The sequence below is a fragment of the Pseudomonas lini genome, from assembly GCF_964063345.1.
Classification (GTDB): domain Bacteria; phylum Pseudomonadota; class Gammaproteobacteria; order Pseudomonadales; family Pseudomonadaceae; genus Aquipseudomonas; species Aquipseudomonas lini_B.
Map to the genome: position 1 here is coordinate 2,814,267 of NZ_OZ061318.1, position 14,185 is coordinate 2,828,451.

Sequence of the window (14,185 nt, forward strand, 5' to 3'; positions counted from 1 at the left end):
GCGGTTCAAGCTTTGTCCGCAGCCTGCGCTTTAGCGGCCGGCAAGGTGAATCCAGACACCGAACGTCGTAGCTGGCTGGCCATTTTCGCCAGGTTGCCAATGCTCTCGGCGGTGGCGGTGGAGCCGGACGAGGTTTGCGTGGTGATCTGCTGGATCACGTTCATCGTCAGGGAAATCTGGCCGGCCGACGAAGTCTGTTGCTGCGCGGCGTTGGAAATACTCTGGATCAATGCCGCGAGGGTCTTCGATACACCTTCGATTTCTTCCAGGGCCACTCCGGCATCCTGCGCCAGACGCGCGCCGCGCACCACTTCGGTGGTAGTCTGCTCCATGGAAATCACCGCTTCGTTGGTGTCGGTCTGAATCGCCCGCACCAGTGTTTCGATCTGCCGGGTCGCCGCGGACGAACGCTCTGCCAGCCGCTGTACTTCGTCGGCCACCACCGCAAAACCGCGCCCGGCATCACCGGCCATGGACGCCTGAATGGCCGCGTTGAGGGCGAGGATGTTGGTCTGATCAGCAATGTCATCGATCAGGCTGACAATGTCGCCGATTTCCTGAGAAGACTCCCCCAGTCGTTTGATGCGCTTGGCGGTGTCCTGAATCTGCTCGCGAATATTGTCCATGCCATGAATGGTGTTGTGCACCACTTCGTTGCCCTTGTTGGCGATTTCCACCGAGCGCTCGGCCACCGCAGAGGATTCGGCGGCGTTGGCCGAGACCTGATCGATGGACTGGGCCATGTCATTGATGGCCGTGGAGGCTTCGGAAATCTGCTGGGCCTGATGCTCCGAGGCTTGGGCCAGGTGCATGGCGGTGGCCTGGGTTTCCTGCACGGCGGCGGCGACTTGGCCGGCGGTGAGGTTGATGGTCGCCACCAGATCGCGCAGTTGGTCGACGGAATAGTTGATCGAGTCAGCGATGGTCCCGGTGAAGTCTTCAGTCACCGAGGCGGTCACGGTCAGGTCGCCGTCGGCGAGGTCTTCGATTTCGTCCAGCAAACGCATGATCGCGTTCTGGTTGCGCTCGTTCTTCTCGGCGGTTTCACGCAACTGACGGTTGGTTTCGCGCACCATCACCAGGCCGATGAGGATGATCGACATTAGTGCGAGCAAGCCCAGCACATAGCCGCCGATGGTATCGGTGTTGCGCCCGCCGGCGAGGTTTTCGAAACGGCTGGCCAGGTGCGAGGCTTCATCGAGCAGGGTTTGCGAGAGGGTAAAAATGTTGCTGGCCGATTCGCGGACCTTGAACAGCTGCGGCGAAGTTTCGAGGATTTCATCCACCGAACCCGAGACGAATTCAAACAGTTCGGAAATTTCGGTCAAACGGGTACGCGCATCACGGTCTTCAACCTGGCTGATTTTCAGTGCCGCATTGCCCTGAAGCATGCCGTTGAGCACCAGGCCGAAACGCGCCGCATCGCGACCGAAAGCGTCGGCCGCCTGCTGCGAATTTTCATCGCCGGACAGCACGGTGTTCACCGCACCGAGAATCCGCTCGGCCAGCAACGACTGACGCTGGGCCATCGCCACCTGAGTGGCCGGGGCGCCACGTTGCAGGAGGGTTTCGACGACCTTTTCATACTCGACCTGTAACTGCGGCACGGTTTCTGCCAAGGTCGCGGCCACTTGATGCAAGGACAACACAGTCTGTTCGCTGGAGAGGATGGCGTCGGTGTTTTTCAGCAGACGCTCCCAATCCAGCTGCACGGCGCGCATTTCCGGGCGCACGGTGGACGGTGCTGGTGGCAGGCCGGTGGAAGGATCGCCTTTCTTCAGATAACCCCAACGCTGGGCGAAGTCGTTGCGCGCATCGCTGAGCAATTTGAATGCCGCAGCCTTGCCGGCGGCGGCTTCGGTGGCGTTCTTGGCGATGCGTTGGGACAGCACGCGCAGTTCACCGGCGTGCCCGATGTACTGTTTGTCGTAATTCGCCTGGGTGTTGAGGTACGCGAAGTTGGCGAACAGCAGCATGATGAAGACAATCAGCGCGATGAACAGCACGATGATCTGCGACCGGCTGCGCGACCCTTCTGGCTTGCCTGTGTTTGCTTTTATCATCGGTCCTCGCCTGTTAACCAACATCTGTGAACCTTGCCGAGAACCCTGTGGGAGCGGGCTTGCCCGCGATGAGGGCGTGTCAGTCGACATCTATTGAACCTGACACACCGCTATCGCGGGCAAGCCCGCTCCCACAGGTTATGCGGCGACGTTCATGAATCCTTGCGACTGCGCCAACGCAAACGGGCTGAACACCTGCCACTTCTGCTCCCGCTGAAACCGGCCTTTGACGAACGCCGACATCGGCCCTTGCAAGTCACCGACCGGCACCGGCTCCAGACTTTCCAGGGCAAAGTGCTGCAAGCCGAAGACCTCATCGACCATCAACCCTGCAAACACGTCTTTGTGCTCCACCACCAATATCCGCCGTTGCTTGCGCAAGGCAGGCAGTTCATGGCCGGGCTCATGACCATAAAAAAAGCCATGCAAATCCATGATCGGCAGCAGGCGCCCGCGCAGGTTAGCCACGCCCTTGACCCAGGGTTTGACCCCCGGCAATTGCGTAACCCGCGGTTCATGCAGGACTTCGCTGACTTCGCCCATGGGCGCGACATACCAATGCTCGCCCAAGCGAAAGCCGATGCCGCTCCAGCTGTCCTGTCGGGTCGGCTGGGACGGCAGATCCGCCGCCAGCAGACGACAGCGCTGGTCAATCTGCAGCAGCAGTTCGAAAGCCGTCAGCGACTCGGTCATGACCGGATGATCAACCGGCCAACACGTTGTTCAGGGTTTTGATCAGGGTGTCTTCATCGACCGGTTTGGTCAGATAGTCCTTGGCGCCCTGTCGCGTGCCCCAGACTTTGTCGGTTTCCTGATCCTTGGTGGTGATGATGATCACCGGAATGTGCCCGGTTTCCGGGTCTTTGGTCAGCTGACGGGTCGCCTGGAAACCATTAAGGCCGGGCATGACGATGTCCATCAGCACTGCGTCGGGTTTTTCCTGACGGGCCAGGGCCACGCCGTCGGCGCCGTTTTCGGCTTTCAACACCTCATGACCGTGCTTTTCGAGCATGCCGGTCAATTTGTACATTTCGGTCGGCGAGTCATCGACGATCAGAATACGTGCCATGGTCTTCCCCATTCTTGTCGACACCGGGCCCCATGGCCGAGCGTCACTGTGCGTGTCCTACTGCGGCGAAACGGCGGCGAAGCCCGGTACATGGGCCTGAATCGCGTTCAGCAGTTCTTCCTTGCTGAAAGGCTTGGTCAAAAACTGGTCGGAACCGACGATCCGGCCTTTGGCCTTGTCGAACAACCCGTCCTTGGACGACAGCATAATCACTGGCGTGGACTTGAACGCACTGTTGTTCTTGATTAAAGCGCAGGTCTGATAACCATCCAGACGCGGCATCATGATGTCGACAAAGATGATGCCGGGGTGATTGTCGGCAATCTTGGCCAAGGCATCGAAACCATCGATTGCGGTGATGACTTCACAGCCCACATTTTTCAACAGCGTTTCGGCGGTGCGACGAATCGTTTTCGAATCATCGATCACCATGACCTTCAAGGCGCTGGAATGCTGTTCCATAGTGGCTCTACCGTCGCCTTTGTGAATCAAATTGTCCGTTTACGGCTCATTGATGGCTCAAAACCCTTATTGATCAAGGGCCGAGCCTTTTTAGCACAGTCTCCCCCTCCAATCTATCGGGCGACCCTGGCGGTGGTTTTTCCTTGACCGGGAACACACTCAGCGCCACTCTGACGCCACTTTTTCACCACACTTTCCACCCCAATTTCGAGGAAAACCCCATGAGCGTTCGCGTCGGGATTGTCATGGATCCTATCGCCAGCATCTCCTATAAAAAGGATAGCTCGCTGGCCATGCTGCTGGCCGCGCAAAAGCGTGGCTGGGAACTGTTCTATATGGAACAGCGCGATTTGTATCAGGCCGAAGGCGAGGCTCGCGGGCGGATGCGTCCGCTGAAGGTGTTCGCCAACCCGGAAAAATGGTTTGAGCTGGGCGCCGAAAGCGATGCGCTGCTGAGCGACCTGGACGTGATCCTGATGCGCAAGGATCCGCCGTTCGACATGGAATTCGTCTATTCCACGTATTTGCTGGAACAAGCGGAAAATGCTGGCGTACTGGTGGTCAACAAGCCGCAAAGCCTGCGTGACTGCAACGAAAAGCTGTTCGCCACGCTGTTCCCGCAGTGCACGCCGCCGACCATCGTCAGCCGTCGCCCGGACGTATTGCGTGAATTCGCCGACCATCACGGTGACGTGATCCTCAAGCCGCTGGACGGCATGGGCGGCTCGTCGATCTTCCGTCACACCGCTGGCCACCCGAACCTGTCGGTGATCCTCGAAACCCTGACCTTGCATGGCCGTCAGCAGATCATGATCCAGGGTTACCTGCCGGCGATCGTTGATGGCGACAAACGCATCCTGATGATCGACGGCGAGCCGGTGGATTACTGCCTGGCACGGATTCCCGCGCTCGGCGAAACCCGTGGCAACCTCGCCGCCGGTGGCCGTGGCGAAGCCCGACCGCTGACCGAGAAGGATCGCTGGATCGCCGCGCAAGTCGGCCCGACCCTGCGTGAGAAGGGCTTGCTGTTCGTCGGTCTCGACGTGATCGGTGAGCATCTGACCGAAATCAACGTCACCAGCCCGACCTGCATTCGCGAGATCGATAACGCGTTCGGCACCGACATTGGTGGCCTTCTGATGGATGCCATCGATCAGAAGCTCAAGACTCGTTGATCGAGAACAGCCAAGAAGCAACCAACATTGCGTTATCATCCCCGGCTTGTAAAAAACGCGATGTTGGTTTTCTTGTTATGACACTCCCGTCCGATCTGCCCCCTGAACTCGCCCACCGTGGCGTGCGTCCGGCTGATCGCCTCGGTTTCACCCTGTTCCTGGCGGCGCTGATTCACCTGGCCTTGCTGTTGGGCGTCGGGTTCTCCATGGTCGAGCCCCAGCAAATCAGCAAAACCCTGGAAATCACCCTCGCCACTTTCAAAAGCGAAAAGAAGCCTGCAAAAGCTGACTTTCTCGCCCAGGAAAATCAGCAAGGCAGCGGCACCCTGGAAAAAAAGGCGATTCCCAAGACCACCGAGGTCGCGCCATTCCAGGACAACAAGGTGCAGCAAGTCACCCCACCGCCGGCGGCCAAGCCTCAAGTGCAGGAAGCCGCGCCCAAGGCATCTGTGACCACCGTCGCGCCGAAGCCGAAAAAAGCCGCAACCAAGACTGAAGAACCCAAGCCCCTGACCAAACCCCAAGTGGCGGCACCGACCTTCGATAGCTCGCAGCTGTCCAGCGACATCGCCAGCCTGGAAGCGGAACTGGCCAACGAACAACAGCTGTACGCCAAGCGCCCGCGCATTCACCGCTTGAGCGCCGCGTCGACCATGCGCGACAAAGGCGCCTGGTACAAAGATGAATGGCGCAAGAAGGTCGAGCGCATCGGCAACCTCAACTACCCCGACGAGGCTCGGCGCAAACAGATCTATGGCAATTTGCGACTGATGGTCTCGATCAACCGCGACGGCTCGCTGTATGAAGTGCTGGTGCTGGAATCGTCCGGCCAGCCGCTGCTGGATCAGGCGGCGCAGCGCATCGTCAGGCTCGCGGCGCCGTTTGCACCGTTTACCGGGGATCTGTCGGACATTGACCGTCTGGAAATCATTCGCACGTGGAAGTTTGCGCGTGGGGATCGTCTTTCGAGTAACTGAACGCCACAAAACCCTGTGGGAGCGGGCTTGCCCGCGATAGCGGTCTGTCTGACACTTCAATTTTGGATGTACCGCCGTCATCGCGGGCAAGCCCGCTCCCACAGGGAACAGGTTGTTTGCGGGTATTCGGGGCATTTCCTGTGCATCCCCGGCTTGTCAGTTCGCCCCTCCAACGCCACACTAGCGCTCATGAAGAACGTCAGCCCCAGCTACCTCAAGCATCACTTCCTGATCGCCATGCCTCACATGGCCGACCCGAACTTTGCGCACACCTTGACCTACATCGTCGAGCACACGGCCAATGGTGCCATGGGGCTGGTGGTCAATCGCCCGCAGGACCTGAACCTGGCCGATATCCTCGAGCAATTGCGCCCCGATATCGAACCGCCGTTGCTCTGCCAGCACGTGCCGATCTTTATGGGTGGCCCGGTGCAAACCGACCGCGGTTTTGTCCTGCACCCATCGGGTAAATCTTTTCAGGCGACCGTTGATCTGGAAGGCGATTTGTCCCTCTCGACCTCCCAGGACGTGCTGTTCGCCATCGCCGACGGCGTCGGTCCCGCGAAAAGTGTGATCACCCTCGGCTACGCCGGTTGGGAAGCCGGGCAACTGGAAGCCGAACTGGCCGATAACGCCTGGCTCACCTGCCCGTTCGATGCCGACATTCTGTTCAACACCAGCAGCGAATTGCGTCTTGAAGCGGCGGCCAAGCACTTGGGCGTCAATCTCAACCTGCTCACCAGCCAGGCGGGGCACGCCTGATGGCCCTGCGGTTGATTTTGGGTTTCGACTACGGCACCAAACAGATCGGCGTTGCGGTCGGTCAGGTGATTACCGGCCAGGCCCGCGAGCTGTGCACCTTGAAGGCGCAAAATGGCATTCCCGACTGGAATCAGGTCGAAGCGCTGATTAAAGAGTGGAAACCCGACGCTGTGGTGGTCGGCCTGCCGCTGAACATGGACGGCACGCCGAGCGACATGTGCCTGCGGGCCGAGAAGTTCGCCCGACGCCTGAACGGCCGCTACAACCTGCCCTTCTATACGCATGACGAGCGCCTGACCACCTTCGAGGCCAAGGGCGAACGCCTGGTCCGTGGCGGCCAGAAAGGCAGTTACCGCGACAACCCGGTCGATGCCATCGCCGCCGCCCTGCTGCTGCAAGGCTGGCTCGACGAAAACACCGCACTGTTCGAATCCTGACCGCACCTAATTCTGAAGAGCCGCTGCGGCGTCTCCCTTAGCTACAACCCGAGCCACCACTCAAGCAACATCCGGCTCGGGACAAAGAAGGAGCAAACCATGAGCCTGCCCAATCCCGCCGAACTGATCAGCCAGATGGCGATCCGTCTTGACACCTATCTGGCCAAACGGGGCATCAGCGAACCGCGCTATATCGGCATTCGGACCGGTGGCGTCTGGGTCGCGCAGGCGTTGCTCGATGAATTGGGCAGCGATTCGCCCCTGGGCACCCTGGACGTTTCGTTCTACCGCGACGATTTCAGCCAGAACGGCCTGCACCCACAAGTACGCCCATCGGCGCTGCCGTTCGAAATCGAAGGCCAGCACCTGGTGCTGATCGATGACGTGCTGATGAGCGGTCGGACCATCCGCGCCGCGATGAACGAACTCTTCGACTACGGCCGCCCGGCCAGCGTGACGCTGGTGTGCCTGCTGGACCTTGACGCCGGTGAGCTGCCGATCCGCCCGAACGTGGTTGGCGCGACCCTGTCGCTGGCGGCCCACGAACGAGTGAAACTGTCCGGCCCGGAACTCAAGCTCGAACTTCAAGACCTCGCCCTTTAATTCGCCCTATTGAGAGTCCCCCTCGCGATGACGCCTCTAGAAACCAAGCGCCCGCTGCAGCTCAATGATCAGGGCCAGCTGCGCCACTTCCTCTCGCTCGACGGTTTGCGCCGCGAGTTGCTGACGGAAATCCTCGATACCGCCGACTCGTTCCTCGAAGTGGGCGCCCGGGCGGTGAAGAAAGTCCCGTTGCTGCGCGGCAAGACCGTGTGCAACGTGTTCTTCGAGAACTCCACCCGCACCCGCACCACCTTCGAACTGGCGGCCCAGCGGCTGTCGGCAGACGTGATCACCCTGAACGTGTCCACGTCGTCGGCGAGCAAGGGCGAAACCCTGCTCGACACCCTGCGCAACCTGGAAGCCATGGCCGCCGACATGTTCGTCGTGCGTCACGGTGACTCCGGCGCGGCGCACTTCATTGCCGAGCATGTCTGCCCACAAGTGGCGATCATCAACGGCGGCGACGGCCGTCACGCCCACCCGACCCAGGGCATGCTCGACATGCTCACGATTCGTCGGCACAAGGGCGGCTTCGAAAACCTCTCGGTGGCCATCGTCGGCGACATCCTGCACTCGCGGGTGGCCCGCTCGAACATGCTTGCGCTGAAAACCCTCGGCTGCCCGGACATCCGCGTGATTGCGCCGAAAACCCTACTGCCGATCGGCATCGAGCAGTACGGCGTGAAGGTCTACACCGACATGACCGAAGGCCTGAAAGACGTCGACGTGGTGATCATGCTGCGCCTGCAGCGCGAACGCATGACCGGCGGCCTGCTGCCGAGCGAAGGCGAGTTCTACCGCCTGTTCGGCCTGACCACCGCGCGCCTGGCCGGGGCCAAACCGGATTGCATCGTCATGCACCCGGGGCCGATCAACCGTGGGGTGGAAATTGAGTCGGCGGTGGCCGACGGTCCGCATTCGGTGATCCTCAACCAGGTGACCTACGGCATCGCGATTCGTATGGCTGTGCTGTCCATGGCCATGAGCGGGCAAACAGCCCAGCGCCAATTCGAGCAGGAGAACGCCCAGTGAAGCTCAGCATTCTCGGCGCACGCGTTATCGATCCGGCCAGCGGCCTGGATCAAGTGACTGATATCCACGTTGAAGCCTGCAAGATCGTCGCCCTTGGCGCCGCTCCGGCCGGTTTCGTTGCAGTAGACACCATCGACGCCAAGGGCTTGGTGGCGGCCCCGGGCCTGGTTGACCTTAACGTCGCCCTGCGCGAGCCGGGCTACAGCCGCAAAGGCTCGATCGCCAGCGAAACCCGCGCAGCTGCTGCCGGTGGCGTGACCAGCCTGTGCTGCCCACCGAAAACCAAACCGGTGCTGGACACCTCGGCCGTGGCCGAGCTGATCCTCGATCGCGCTCGCGAGGCCGGCAACACCAAAGTCTTCCCGATCGGCGCCCTGAGCAAAGGCCTGGACGGCGAACAGCTGGCCGAACTGGTCGCCTTGCGCGATGCCGGCTGCGTGGCTTTCGGCAACGGCCTGGAGAGTTTCCGCAATACCCGCACCCTGTGCCGGGCGCTGGAATACGCGGCGACGTTCGACCTGACAGTGATTTTTAACTCGCAGGACCATGATCTGGCCGAAGGTGGCCTGGCTCACGAAGGCCCGACCGCCAGTTTCCTGGGTTTGCCGGGCATTCCGGAAACCGCCGAAACCGTGGCCCTGGCCCGGGATCTGCTGCTGGTCGAGCAAAGCGGCGTGCGTGCGCACTTCAGCCAGCTCACCAGCGCGCGCGGTGTGGCGCTGATCGCTCAGGCCCAGGCCCGTGGCCTGAAGGTCACGGCGGACGTGGCGTTGTATCAGCTGATCCTCACCGACGAAGCGCTGATCGACTTCAGCAGCCTCTACCACGTCCAGCCGCCGTTGCGCACTCGTGCGGACCGCGATGGCCTGCGGGCAGCGGTGAAGTCGGGGGTGGTGTCAGCCATCTCCAGCCATCACCAGCCCCATGAACGCGATGCCAAACTGGCGCCGTTCGGTGCCACCGAACCGGGCATCAGCAGTGTTGAACTGCTGCTGCCGCTGGCGATGACCCTGGTGGAAGACGGTTTGCTCGACTTGCCGACGCTGCTCGCACGCTTGAGCGCCGGTCCTGCCGAAGCGTTGCGTCTGCCGGCGGGCAAGCTGGCGGTGGGTGGGCCGGCGGATATCGTACTGTTCGACCCAGCGGCCTCGACCGTGGCCGGTGAGACCTGGCTGTCCAAGGGCGAAAACTGCCCGTTCATTGGTCACAGCCTGCCGGGTGTGGTGCGTTACACCTTGGTGGATGGGCGGATCAGTCACCAGGCGTAAAACGCGGTGCTCCAATCGCGGGCAAGCCCGCTCCCACAGGGTTATCGGTTGGCCGCAAGATTTTCGGACAACATAACCACTGTGGGAGCGGGCTTGCCCGCGATGACTTATTGGAAGGCGCCTCTGTTCTGCGCGTTGCGAATAGACACTTGGTCATTCAACGTCCAGAAGTCATACAACACCCCCAGAAAGAACACCCCGCCCGTCACCAGGTACAGCAACCCGCTGATCCACTTCCCCTGATACATCCGGTGTACGCCGAAAACCCCGAGAAACGTCAGCAGAATCCACGCAACGTTGTATTCGATGGGGCCAGCGGTAAAACGCAGGTCCGCTTCACGATCCATGGCAGGGATCAGAAACACGTCGATCAACCAGCCGATACCGAGCAAACCGAAGGTAAAAAACCAGATCGTCCCGGTCACCGGCTTGCCGTAATAGAAGCGGTGAGCCCCGGTAAAACCGAAAATCCACAACAGGTAACCAATCACTTTGCTGTGTGTGTCTTGCCCTGAAACGGGGTGTTGATAGGTGTTCATGGATGACCTCGACTCACACGATAGAGAAATATTCTTGAATTCTTTGTGACTTTTTTACAGGCGGCCGACATACGGCAAATGCTACCTTCATTCCTGTCAAAGCCTTGTAATACCTGACCTCTGTCCGACAATCGCGTCCATTTTCTGCTTATTTGGTTCCATTGCCCGCAAAGTGAATCGACCAACGGACTCGGAAGGGCCAAAAAAGCTGTTATAAAGTTGCGCGTTCACCTATATGAGCCTTGCCTAATGCGTCCATTTTTCAAGACATGGCTAACCATTTGCCTATTATTGCCACTGGCCGCCCACGCCACCAATCGTGAGCAACGTCTTCCTAACGTTAATGGTTACACTCCAAAATCCCATGTTTCTGCTCCTTCGAGCAAAAACAAACAAACAGTAAAACGCTCCAGCCAACTGAGCAGCGTAAACAGCAAGCTGGTCCCGCCGATGGCGACCAAGGAAAGCAGTAACGTGCTGAGCCGCGCGGTAAACGTGCTCGGTACCCCTTATCGTTGGGGCGGCAGCAGCCCAAGTAAAGGGTTCGATTGCAGCGGTCTGGTGAAATACGCGTTCAACGACGCCACGTTCGACTTGCCACGTACCTCTAACGCCATGGCCAGCGGTCATGGCGAGAAAGTCGATCGCAACGATCTGAAGCCAGGCGACCTGATTTTCTTCAACATCAAGAGCCGTCGGGTCAATCATGTTGCCATCTACCTGGGCAACGACCGCTTCATCCACGCACCGCGCCGTGGCAAGTCGGTGAGCATCGACACCCTGAAGAAACCGTACTGGGAAAGCCACTACGTGGTTGCCAAGCGGGTTCTGCCGAAAGAACAGAACGCATTGCGGGTTGTTCAGCGTTGATTTGAAAACCCTCACCTTCTGAAGGCGGGCATTTGTGGCGAGGGAGCTTGCTCCCGTTCGAGTGCGCAGCGCTCGCAGTTTTTTGGGGCCGCTTCGCAGCCCAGCGGGAGCAAGCTCCCTCGCCACAGGTTCGCATTCCAGCCTTAAAAATTATCCGGCGACCGCGCCTTCTCCCGCGCATGCTCGCGGCTGATCACGCCCTTGGTCACCAACTCCTTCAGGCACATATCCAGTGTCTGCATCCCCAGCGACCCTCCGGTCTGAATCGACGAATACATCTGCGCCACCTTGTCTTCACGGATCAGGTTACGGATCGCCGAAGTGCCAAGCATGATTTCGTGGGCGGCAATTCGCCCGCCGCCGACTTTCTTGATCAATGTCTGCGACACCACCGCCAGCAACGACTCGGAGAGCATTGAACGCACCATCGATTTCTCATCGCCCGGAAACACGTCCACCACTCGGTCGATGGTTTTCGCCGCCGACGTCGTGTGCAACGTGCCGAATACCAGGTGACCCGTTTCGGCGGCGGTCAATGCCAGCCGAATAGTCTCCAGATCACGCATTTCCCCTACCAGAATCACGTCCGGGTCTTCGCGAAGGGCCGAGCGCAGGGCCGTGGCGAAGCTGCGAGTATCGCGATGGACCTCGCGCTGATTGATCAGGCATTTGCGCGATTCGTGGACGAACTCGATGGGGTCTTCGATGGTGAGGATGTGGTGATGGCGATGGTTGTTCAGGTGATCGATCATCGCCGCCAATGTGGTGGACTTGCCGGAACCGGTCGGACCGGTCACCAGCACCAGGCCTCGGGGCGCTTCGGTAATCTTGCGAAACACTTCCCCCATCCCTAGGTCGTCCATGCTCAGAACCTTGGACGGGATGGTCCGGAATACCGCGCCCGCGCCACGATTCTGGTTGAAGGCATTGACCCGAAAACGTGCCACACCGGGCACTTCGAAGGAAAAGTCGGTTTCAAGATGCTTCTCGAAGTCCACCCGCTGGAGGTCGTTCATGATGTCGTAGATCAGCTCATGCACTTCCTTGTGGTCCAGGGCCGGCAGGTTGATGCATCGCACATCGCCGTCGACACGGATCATCGGTGGCAGGCCGGCGGACAGGTGCAGGTCAGACGCGCCTTGTTTGGCGCTGAAAGCCAGCAGCTCAGTGATATCCATAGCGCTCCTCAATTCCAGTAGAATGCCGCGAACCTCAGACCCGCTGGCGCCCAATCCTCGCCCGAAAAGTAGCCGAGCGATGATCAGGCAAGGCAAAAGTCGGCGAAGAAGCGGAGTTGACGTCAGTCAATAAGCATTCTGAGTCGACTTTTAACGCCGCATGATCGAGTGTAGGCACTTTTCAGGCAGGATTTGATGTCCACGATAGCAGACAACATTGCTCAGGTTAGTTCACGCATCCGTGCTGCCGCGCTCGCCGTCGGGCGCGACGAGCACAGCATCCAGTTGCTGGCCGTGAGCAAGACCAAGCCCGCCGAAGCCCTGCGGGAAGCGTATGCCGCCGGCCTGCGCGATTTTGGCGAGAACTACTTGCAGGAAGCCCTGAGCAAACAGCTCGAATTGGCCGACCTGCCCTTGATCTGGCACTTCATCGGCCCCATTCAATCGAACAAGACTCGCGCTATCGCCGAGCATTTCGACTGGGTGCATTCCGTGGATCGCTTGAAAATCGCACAACGCCTGTCCGAACAACGCCCTGCCGATTTGCCTCCATTGAACATCTGCATCCAGGTCAACGTCAGTGGTGAAGCCAGCAAGTCCGGCTGCACCCCGGCCGACCTGCCCGCCCTGGCCAATGCCATCAGCGCTCTGCCGAGCTTGAAATTGCGCGGCCTGATGGCGATTCCCGAGCCGACGGAAGATCGCGCCGCCCAGGATGCAGCCTTTGCTGCCGTGCAGAGCCTGCAAGCCAGCCTGAATCTGCCACTCGACACACTTTCCATGGGCATGAGCCACGACCTTGAGTCGGCCATTGCCCAGGGCGCCACGTGGGTTCGTATCGGTACGGCCCTGTTTGGCGCCCGCGACTACGGCCAGTCTTGAAACAATGGCTGACACCTCTCTTTATAAGGACCTGACATGAGCAAGACTCGTATTGCCTTTATCGGAGCCGGCAACATGGCCGCCAGCCTGATCGGCGGCCTGCGCGCCAAAGGTCTGGACGCCGCGCAGATCCGCGCCAGCGATCCGGGTGAAGAAACCCGTGCCCGCGTGAGCGCCGAACACGGCATCGAAGTGTTTGCCGACAACGCCGACGCCATTCAGGGCGTGGACGTGATCGTGCTGGCGGTCAAACCGCAGGCGATGAAAGCCGTTTGCGAAGCCATTCGCCCAAGCCTCCAGCCGAATCAACTGGTTGTCTCGATTGCAGCCGGCATCACCTGCGCCAGCATGAACAACTGGCTTGGCGCCCAGCCTATCGTGCGCTGTATGCCCAATACCCCGGCGCTGCTGCGCCAGGGCGTGAGCGGCTTGTACGCCACCGGCGAGGTGAGCGCCGAACAACGCCAGCAAGCTGAAGAGCTGCTGTCGGCGGTTGGCCTTGCCCTGTGGCTGAACGAAGAACAGCAACTGGATGCAGTCACCGCCGTTTCCGGCTCGGGCCCTGCGTACTTCTTCCTGCTGATCGAAGCCATGACCGCCGCAGGCGTGAAGCTCGGCCTGCCAGCGGATATCGCCGCCCAACTGACCGTGCAAACCGCGTTGGGCGCAGCACACATGGCGGCCGCCAGTGATGTCGACGCGGCAGAACTGCGTCGCCGCGTGACGTCGCCTGCAGGCACCACCGAAGCGGCGATCAAGTCGTTCCAGGCCGGCGGCTTCGAAGCCCTGGTCGAAAAAGCACTCGGCGCCGCTGCGCACCGCTCGGCCGAGATGGCTGAGCAACTCGGCCGCTAATCAGCTCTTACAA

At 60.2% G+C, this 14,185-nt stretch carries 16 protein-coding genes; 10 read left to right on the forward strand and 6 right to left on the reverse strand.

What is annotated here, in order from left to right:
• Positions 1-5: 5 nt before the first annotated feature.
• The 4 genes from AB3226_RS12725 to pilG form a co-directional block, all read right to left on the reverse strand.
• Positions 6-2,063: a methyl-accepting chemotaxis protein gene (locus AB3226_RS12725; RefSeq protein ID WP_367373304.1), complete on the reverse strand. Its 2,058-nt coding sequence runs from the start codon at positions 2,061-2,063 to the stop codon at positions 6-8.
• Positions 2,064-2,201: 138 nt separating this feature from the next.
• Positions 2,202-2,756 (reverse strand): chemotaxis protein CheW, encoded by a 555-nt coding sequence (locus AB3226_RS12730; protein ID WP_367373305.1) that lies wholly within the window; start codon positions 2,754-2,756, stop codon positions 2,202-2,204.
• Positions 2,757-2,766: 10 nt separating this feature from the next.
• Positions 2,767-3,132, reverse strand: a complete 366-nt coding sequence (pilH, locus tag AB3226_RS12735) for a twitching motility response regulator PilH (protein ID WP_007897961.1) — start codon at positions 3,130-3,132, stop codon at positions 2,767-2,769.
• Between the two features lie 57 nt (positions 3,133-3,189).
• Complete coding sequence (gene pilG / locus AB3226_RS12740) at positions 3,190-3,594, reverse strand: twitching motility response regulator PilG (RefSeq protein WP_038980984.1); 405 nt, start codon at positions 3,592-3,594, stop codon at positions 3,190-3,192.
• 221 nt (positions 3,595-3,815) lie between these two features.
• Here pilG and gshB point away from each other — a divergent pair, with 221 nt between their 5' ends.
• From gshB to AB3226_RS12775, 7 genes are all read left to right on the forward strand, one after another.
• Positions 3,816-4,769 carry a glutathione synthase gene (gene gshB, locus AB3226_RS12745; RefSeq protein WP_038980983.1) on the forward strand — a complete coding sequence of 318 codons (954 nt, stop codon included), beginning with the start codon at positions 3,816-3,818 and terminating at the stop codon, positions 4,767-4,769.
• A gap of 77 nt (positions 4,770-4,846) precedes the next feature.
• Complete coding sequence (locus AB3226_RS12750) at positions 4,847-5,746, forward strand: TonB family protein (RefSeq protein WP_367373306.1); 900 nt, start codon at positions 4,847-4,849, stop codon at positions 5,744-5,746.
• Positions 5,747-5,935: 189 nt separating this feature from the next.
• Positions 5,936-6,508: a YqgE/AlgH family protein gene (locus AB3226_RS12755; RefSeq protein WP_367373307.1), complete on the forward strand. Its 573-nt coding sequence runs from the start codon at positions 5,936-5,938 to the stop codon at positions 6,506-6,508.
• Complete coding sequence (ruvX, locus tag AB3226_RS12760) at positions 6,508-6,945, forward strand: Holliday junction resolvase RuvX (RefSeq protein WP_007897947.1); 438 nt, start codon at positions 6,508-6,510, stop codon at positions 6,943-6,945. The genes AB3226_RS12755 and ruvX overlap by 1 nt, the downstream gene beginning before the upstream one ends.
• A gap of 99 nt (positions 6,946-7,044) precedes the next feature.
• Complete coding sequence (gene pyrR, locus AB3226_RS12765) at positions 7,045-7,548, forward strand: bifunctional pyr operon transcriptional regulator/uracil phosphoribosyltransferase PyrR (RefSeq protein ID WP_008068126.1); 504 nt, start codon at positions 7,045-7,047, stop codon at positions 7,546-7,548.
• Positions 7,549-7,575: 27 nt separating this feature from the next.
• Positions 7,576-8,580, forward strand: coding sequence for an aspartate carbamoyltransferase catalytic subunit (locus tag AB3226_RS12770; RefSeq protein ID WP_007897943.1), 1,005 nt, complete (start codon positions 7,576-7,578; stop codon positions 8,578-8,580).
• Positions 8,577-9,848, forward strand: coding sequence for a dihydroorotase (locus AB3226_RS12775; protein WP_201061741.1), 1,272 nt, complete (start codon positions 8,577-8,579; stop codon positions 9,846-9,848). The genes AB3226_RS12770 and AB3226_RS12775 overlap by 4 nt, the downstream gene beginning before the upstream one ends.
• Before the next feature lie 107 nt (positions 9,849-9,955).
• On the opposite strand, the gene AB3226_RS12780 is transcribed toward AB3226_RS12775, so the two are convergent.
• Positions 9,956-10,387 (reverse strand): NINE protein, encoded by a 432-nt coding sequence (locus AB3226_RS12780; protein WP_367373308.1) that lies wholly within the window; start codon positions 10,385-10,387, stop codon positions 9,956-9,958.
• Positions 10,388-10,636: 249 nt separating this feature from the next.
• Here AB3226_RS12780 and AB3226_RS12785 point away from each other — a divergent pair, with 249 nt between their 5' ends.
• Entirely contained in the window at positions 10,637-11,257 is a 621-nt protein-coding gene (locus AB3226_RS12785) for a C40 family peptidase (protein ID WP_367373309.1), read from the forward strand.
• 143 nt (positions 11,258-11,400) lie between these two features.
• Here the strand turns inward: AB3226_RS12785 and AB3226_RS12790 are convergent, their stop codons facing one another.
• Positions 11,401-12,435 (reverse strand): type IV pilus twitching motility protein PilT, encoded by a 1,035-nt coding sequence (locus tag AB3226_RS12790; RefSeq protein ID WP_367373310.1) that lies wholly within the window; start codon positions 12,433-12,435, stop codon positions 11,401-11,403.
• Between the two features lie 195 nt (positions 12,436-12,630).
• Between AB3226_RS12790 and AB3226_RS12795 the strand changes: the two genes are divergently transcribed.
• Entirely contained in the window at positions 12,631-13,317 is a 687-nt protein-coding gene (locus tag AB3226_RS12795; RefSeq protein ID WP_367373311.1) for a YggS family pyridoxal phosphate-dependent enzyme, read from the forward strand.
• Between the two features lie 36 nt (positions 13,318-13,353).
• A complete protein-coding gene (proC, locus tag AB3226_RS12800; RefSeq protein ID WP_367373312.1) occupies positions 13,354-14,172 on the forward strand; it encodes a pyrroline-5-carboxylate reductase in 819 nt (272 codons plus the stop codon).
• Positions 14,173-14,185 lie beyond the last annotated feature (13 nt).

Coding starts and splice junctions, on each gene's coding strand:
- AB3226_RS12750 (WP_367373306.1), top strand. CDS start 4,847: ATGACACTCCCGTCCGATCTGCCCCCTGAACTCGCCCACCGTGGCGTG.
- gshB (WP_038980983.1), top strand. CDS start 3,816: ATGAGCGTTCGCGTCGGGATTGTCATGGATCCTATCGCCAGCATCTCC.
- AB3226_RS12755 (WP_367373307.1), top strand. CDS start 5,936: ATGAAGAACGTCAGCCCCAGCTACCTCAAGCATCACTTCCTGATCGCC.
- AB3226_RS12730 (WP_367373305.1), bottom strand. CDS start 2,756: ATGACCGAGTCGCTGACGGCTTTCGAACTGCTGCTGCAGATTGACCAG.
- pyrR (WP_008068126.1), top strand. CDS start 7,045: ATGAGCCTGCCCAATCCCGCCGAACTGATCAGCCAGATGGCGATCCGT.
- AB3226_RS12795 (WP_367373311.1), top strand. CDS start 12,631: ATGTCCACGATAGCAGACAACATTGCTCAGGTTAGTTCACGCATCCGT.
- AB3226_RS12790 (WP_367373310.1), bottom strand. CDS start 12,435: ATGGATATCACTGAGCTGCTGGCTTTCAGCGCCAAACAAGGCGCGTCT.
- pilH (WP_007897961.1), bottom strand. CDS start 3,132: ATGGCACGTATTCTGATCGTCGATGACTCGCCGACCGAAATGTACAAA.
- proC (WP_367373312.1), top strand. CDS start 13,354: ATGAGCAAGACTCGTATTGCCTTTATCGGAGCCGGCAACATGGCCGCC.
- AB3226_RS12785 (WP_367373309.1), top strand. CDS start 10,637: ATGCGTCCATTTTTCAAGACATGGCTAACCATTTGCCTATTATTGCCA.
- AB3226_RS12725 (WP_367373304.1), bottom strand. CDS start 2,063: ATGATAAAAGCAAACACAGGCAAGCCAGAAGGGTCGCGCAGCCGGTCG.
- ruvX (WP_007897947.1), top strand. CDS start 6,508: ATGGCCCTGCGGTTGATTTTGGGTTTCGACTACGGCACCAAACAGATC.
- pilG (WP_038980984.1), bottom strand. CDS start 3,594: ATGGAACAGCATTCCAGCGCCTTGAAGGTCATGGTGATCGATGATTCG.
- AB3226_RS12770 (WP_007897943.1), top strand. CDS start 7,576: ATGACGCCTCTAGAAACCAAGCGCCCGCTGCAGCTCAATGATCAGGGC.
- AB3226_RS12780 (WP_367373308.1), bottom strand. CDS start 10,387: ATGAACACCTATCAACACCCCGTTTCAGGGCAAGACACACACAGCAAA.